The sequence below is a fragment of the Methylobacterium sp. J-076 genome (genome assembly GCF_022829405.1).
Taxonomy (GTDB): Bacteria; Pseudomonadota; Alphaproteobacteria; order Rhizobiales; family Beijerinckiaceae; genus Methylobacterium.
Map to the genome: position 1 here is coordinate 1 of NZ_JAKSXW010000066.1, position 4,923 is coordinate 4,923.

Annotated in this window: 3 protein-coding genes and 2 pseudogenes; 3 read left to right on the forward strand and 2 right to left on the reverse strand. The window is 59.6% G+C overall.

The window, feature by feature from the left end; genetic code table 11:
• Together MKK53_RS04985 and MKK53_RS04990 are read right to left on the reverse strand one after the other, a co-directional pair.
• A pseudogene (locus MKK53_RS04985) lies at positions 1-201 on the reverse strand (porin family protein); the annotation flags it as partial.
• A 1,731-nt stretch (positions 202-1,932) separates the two neighbouring features.
• Entirely contained in the window at positions 1,933-2,124 is a 192-nt protein-coding gene (locus MKK53_RS04990; protein WP_243927441.1) for a hypothetical protein, read from the reverse strand.
• A 150-nt stretch (positions 2,125-2,274) separates the two neighbouring features.
• Here MKK53_RS04990 and MKK53_RS04995 point away from each other — a divergent pair, with 150 nt between their 5' ends.
• From MKK53_RS04995 to MKK53_RS05005, 3 genes and pseudogenes are all read left to right on the forward strand, one after another.
• Entirely contained in the window at positions 2,275-2,790 is a 516-nt protein-coding gene (locus MKK53_RS04995) for a hypothetical protein (RefSeq protein ID WP_243927443.1), read from the forward strand.
• Between the two features lie 416 nt (positions 2,791-3,206).
• The gene (locus MKK53_RS05000) at positions 3,207-3,845 is read left to right on the forward strand and encodes a Crp/Fnr family transcriptional regulator (protein ID WP_279598823.1); all 639 of its coding nucleotides are present in this window, start codon (positions 3,207-3,209) and stop codon (positions 3,843-3,845) included.
• Positions 3,846-4,704: 859 nt separating this feature from the next.
• Positions 4,705-4,923: pseudogene (locus tag MKK53_RS05005) on the forward strand (hypothetical protein); the annotation flags it as partial.

Below are 4,923 nucleotides of genomic sequence, written 5' to 3' on the forward strand. Positions count from 1 at the left end.
GACGCCGACGACGGTCGGGCCGCGGCTGGAGGAGGCATCGAAGCCGTAGCCGGCGTTGAAACCGGCGTAGAAGCCCGTCCAGGTGAAGACCGGAACCGGGGTGAAGACCGGCGGCGGCGCAGCGCGGCGCGGAAGGTCGGCAGCCGAAGCGGCGGCGGTCAGGGCCGTGAAGGCGGCGAGCGAGGCGATAAGCGTCTTCATAACGGTGCTGTCTCCAGCAAAAGCTTGGTTGAGCCCTTCCTAAATCATTCCGTAAAATCTGACTGTAGCTGCGCCGACACACCCCCTGTCTGAAGGAGACTGGAAGAGCGCCGGCTGCGACTTCGAAAGCCATTGATGGTTATCAAAGTGTAGCTGCCCGCTTTTACTTTTTGAAAACTTCTGGGCCTGCCGTTGGCCGTGAGCCGGTGCTTGCGGTGTCCAGATCCCCAGCTGCACCGACCCTCACGCGACTGCCCGGCCAAGGCCTCACGGGCGAGCCGCAGGGAACTGGCTTGCAGCCGCTTGTCATCGTGCGCTCACCCGCTGCGGGCCGTGTGGTGTTGCGAACGCCTCGGGCACGCGTGCGGGGAAGGCTTCATTTTATCAGGCACACTTGAACCTGTCCCGAGGGCGTTCCCTAAGCACCTCTAATCAGGCTGCATGCTGATCACCCAAGGTATGCCCGCACCTGTGACACCGCCGCTGGGACACATTGCGCACAACCGACGGTTCTTCAGTCTCTCAGCGAAAGATTTCTATGAACAAGCGTATTCTCGTTGCGGCGTTTGTCGCAGTGCTCACTACTCCTGCCTTCGCCCAGGTTTTGGAAAGCCCGAGCACTACAACCGTCATTGTCCCCCGTGGTGCGCCAGGTGTCGTCACCCGTCAGCCGGGCTCGACGGGCGAAGAGGGCTCTGCCAGCTACTCGCCGACCGGGCGCGCTGCGGACAGCATTTCGAACGACTCGGCCGCTTCTGGCAATGAAGGGCAGCCCTCTCGAATGGGTTCGACGGGAAGCGGTGGCGGCAAGTAGTCATAGCCGAGGGTAGCCCCTAGTCCTTGGCAGCCCTTCTTCTATCCCTGAATGTGGCCCCGGCGCGTGGCTTTCCACAGCGCAGCGACGGGGCCACGCGTTTGGCGTTTGCGACCGTACCGGGTTTCACTGAACCGAATTCCCGGCTCAGCATGACGATCCGCGTCTTGCCGGAGGGTCCGAAACCGGGCGCTGGCGCATGTTTTCCCCTGATTTAAACGTCTGAGTAGGCGTGCTGGACGAGGATTTAACCCCACCCCCCTTGTGTTCGCGCCTGAGGAAAAGCCCGCTTCCCGAAGCGGGGGACCGGCGTGCCAGCTTCAGCCAAGCCTTCCATTCCGGCGAGATGACCTGCACGATGTTTCATAGGTTGACCGACGTTCAAGTCCTCGCCTTCGTCATCGTGCCAGCCGTCACCGTCGCGTTCGGCTGGGGCCTCGCGTTCTGGGCGCGTCGGGCGGCTTAGCCTCGCTGAGCTTTCTTCCGAGTCGGCTGCCTCTTGGACCGACGCTCAGTGGCGCCAGCGAGGCGGACTATCTCGGCCGCCACACCGGCATCGTCCTCTCCTTCACCATCTCTGTCCCGCGTTCTGACCTGTGCGCGTCCTTTCGAGGATACGCCGGCCCGGTTCAATGGCCCCCGCCTTTCACTGGATCGGGTCAGCGGCTCTAGCCCTATCGCGGCGGCCACACCGGCTCGGTCTCCGGCCTCTTCCGCCCACAGGTCGAGCAGCGGAGGCGCAACCCGACGCCGCGCACAACCATGGTCGGCGGGAACCTGTCAAGCGGCACCTCGCCCTCATGCCGGCACGGCGGCGGGCAGATAGCCCGGATGGACCGGACCCCATTCTGGGCCGCGTTTGCCAAGCCCATCAGTTAAACTTTGTGGCCCTTGCAGCCGTAGGCACAGTAAGCGGCCTATGCCTGCGATGTATCGTCGGGATTATCAGGCGCTGTCCCTGCCTTGGACTGAACCGCCAGTTCCCGCCCAACAACAAAAAGCAAATGACGGATCAAAACCAGCATTTCTAGCGTACCGTGTTGCTGGATTATGTCATTCGCCTCAATACAGACATCCGCTATAACGCCAAGGTCACGTTCCTGGCTCATACTGCCTCACTTGAAGCGGAATAAATGTAAATTTTTTACATTTGGAGCCGCGACAGACCACCATCGTATATTATTTACAGATTTACAAATCTAAATAAAGTGGCATATGACGTTTTTATTCATTCCACTGCGAAAGCGGATAAACCGATTATGGATATGCCGGTCCCTGCCCTGATATGCACGCCGGTCAGCTCACTGGAGAAAATCGCCGAAGCGCTCGGTATCCAATCCTCCGCGTTCTCAGACGCTGCAATGGCGGCCAAGATTGGCACGTTCGCCGAGTTACTGCGGCTGTGGGAGGAGATGCCAAGCGAGCCAGCTCGGAACCGCATCCTGGCGGCTGCACGACGCGAGGCAGCTCACTATGGCCGCAGCAACGGAATAACTCCGCCTGGCACGCTGGTATCGAACACTACAACTCGCATAACAAGCGAGACACTCATCGCCATGCCAGCTCCAAATGGCTCAAAGATGCTAATACCTACGCTGGAGAGTATCGCAAATGCGCTTGGCCTTCCTGTCAGAATGCTCTCAGACCCTACCGTGACACGGATGCTAGACTTGAATGCTGAACTAAACCGCCTCTGGGAGGCTCTGGACTGCGAGGCCAGTCGCCAAGCACTCTTGAGCGTCGCCCGGGTGCTAATCGCCGCTCAAAGTGTGTGAACCAACTGAACTAGGCTGCCCGCTAGATTTCCCGCAACTGACCAGGAATGGCCTGCCAACAAGTTACCTGACGGGACTATCGCGACGTTTGTATCTACTCTAACGGTAATAAAGCCGTAGAAGTGACTAATTTACCGGATCTGATCTTATGATATTACCCAGTCAAAACATAAATATATCGTACGTTATATTTGTTTGCCTATTTTAGAAGACACATTGCTATTCAGGTTGCGCGTTAATATTTGAATTATGTGGTCGGCCGAGGCCAGGGCGCCGACGATTGAGGGACAGCGTGTGCTCTTGCCCTTAGCGCGTGAGCATCTGTGGCAGACCTCCGGCAGAACGACTTACGAAACCGCCTCCTGCGCGCGCTCGCGCCCGAGGATTTCGCTGCATTGATACCAGCGCTACGCCCTATGGAGATGACTCTCCGGCAGGTGCTCATCTCAGCGAACACCGAGATCAAAGCCGTGCACTTCGTGGAGGCGGGCATCGTCTCTATCACCTCCGACGCGGCCAGCGGCCGGGTCGAGATAGGGTTGCTCGGCCGCGAAGCTCTGGTTGGTGCCGCCCCGGTCTTGCTCGACGACGACCGCAGTCCGCATACCCACTTCGTGCAGGCAGCCGGGCGCATGTTGTCGGTCGAGGCAGATGCGTTGCGTATCGAGGTAGCGCGGCGACCTGCCCTGCGCCGCCTCCTGCATCGCTACATTCAGACTCAACTTGTCCAGACCGCGCAGACCGCGTTCGCGAACGCCCGGGGTAGCACACCCAACCGCCTCGCCCGCTGGCTACTGATGTGCCACGACAGGAGTGAGAGCGAAGAGATCATGGTCACGCAGGAGTTCATGTCGCTGATGCTGGGCGTCGAGCGGCCCAGTGTGACGATGGCATTGCGAACTTTGGAGAAGGACGGCTTGGTCGCCAAACGCCGGGGCCGCGTCGCAATCATTGACCGCGACAGGCTGCTTGACCTCGCGGGAGATGGCTACGGTTTAGCTGAGACCGAGTATGCCCGGCTGATCGAGGGGAACGACCAACCGGAGGCACATTAGCCCAGATAACTTCACCGAAAAGCACCAGAGAAGACAGGCAAAATTGTCACATGCGGCATACTAGATCCCTTCAAATGACAGATCGCAGGCGATGCTTTCGGCTCAGAATGCCTACATGCGACAGGAACCAGGCTCGGCGGCTCAGTTTGGCGCTCGCCTCAGAGAGATAGCCGACATGCTCGGTATATCGGTCGCTCACTTCTATGATGAGCGAGCTTCAGGATTTTCAGCAGAGGTGGCTGAACTCATCCGCGCCTACGCGGCAATCGCCGACATACAGGGCCGGCAACGAGTGCTAAACTTAGCTCAACGAGAGGCGATGCGGGTGATAGATAGTAAATTATAGTCTTTCTCGGATTGAATGCGCTTCGAAAAAGTCCAATCCGCTCGCGCTTCCGTTCAAATCGCGCTCAAACACTTTGTCCCTCGTGACCGCCCAGCCTTCGATGTCTGTGCATTGTCCGAGTCAGGGGTCAAATTTCGCACCGACCTTCGGAGAACGCTATGAAGCCTATCTTCCGCAATGGACGAGGACATGCCTCTACGAATTTGTCGTGAGGTCATTACCGCAGATCGGGTCCTTCCGAAAAGGCGTCGGGGCACCTAACAGATCGGAGCGGCGCCGAACGGCTACCGCCGCTAGGTCAGCACGACCCTTTTTTCCTTGCGGTTATGAATCTTTAACCAGTTCACGTTGAGGACCGCCCTGCGACCGGGACCCCCGCCCCGAGCGCCGTCAGAGCAGCGCAGGACAACCGCGCAGCCTCGTCGGTGCAGTCGCTTTCAAGCCGAGCAGACACACGGCAATCCCGCGTTCAGCCGCATGGCGGGCTTGAGCTATCTGCCGTAGCTCGGCCGTATGTCATCCGGTCTCACCCCCACCATGCTCCCCGATGCCGCCGCGATCTGGCGCGGCGCCCTTGAGAACCTGTCGCCTCACGCCTCGCCTTGCCGCTACCTGCTGCCGGCGAAATGGGCCGCGATCCGCGAGGCCGCGATGGAATTCTGCGACCGGCTCGGTGCTGAGGCGCACCGGCAGGGGTGGACGGCCCCTGAACTGTTCGCGGTCCACCCTGAG

What these genes read in the sequence shown, in the direction of transcription:
- MKK53_RS04995 (WP_243927443.1), top strand. Translation starts at nt 2,275, where the DNA reads ATGGATATGCCGGTCCCTGCCCTGATATGCACGCCGGTCAGCTCACTG.
- MKK53_RS05000 (WP_279598823.1), top strand. Translation starts at nt 3,207, where the DNA reads ATGGAGATGACTCTCCGGCAGGTGCTCATCTCAGCGAACACCGAGATC.
- MKK53_RS04990 (WP_243927441.1), bottom strand. Translation starts at nt 2,124, where the DNA reads ATGAGCCAGGAACGTGACCTTGGCGTTATAGCGGATGTCTGTATTGAG.